Raw genomic sequence first — 306 nt, forward strand, 5'->3', positions numbered from 1 at the left:
TTGTCATAGTAGGCCAATTCTGGGCTTGAAACCTTGGCTTCCGCCTTGATTGACGCACGACCTATGAAGGTATAACGGCCTGACTCTGGGAGACTTGGTTTATCCGCTGGTTTAGCAACTGGTTTGACTTCTGGCTTAGCCTCTGCTTTAGCTGCGGCAATGTCAACATAACGACGAGCACCACTTGCTGCTACGTATGAAAGCCATTGACGGCCATCAGCTGTCAGAACCTTATCATAGTTAACACTCATACCTTTGTCATAGTAGGCCAATTCTGGGCTTGAAACCTTGGCTTCCGCCTTGATT

The 306-nt window shown here is 48.0% G+C and carries 1 protein-coding gene; it reads right to left on the bottom strand.

The genetic code is table 11. The annotated features are described in order from the left end of the window. Window positions 1-306, bottom strand: a 306-nt coding sequence (locus tag ADF62_RS03310; RefSeq protein ID WP_048788064.1) for an SH3 domain-containing protein, incomplete at both ends; no start/stop codon positions are given.

Origin of the sequence: Streptococcus sp. 1004_SSPC (assembly GCF_001069025.1) — a bacterium.
GTDB classification, from domain to species: Bacteria; Bacillota; Bacilli; order Lactobacillales; family Streptococcaceae; genus Streptococcus; species Streptococcus vestibularis.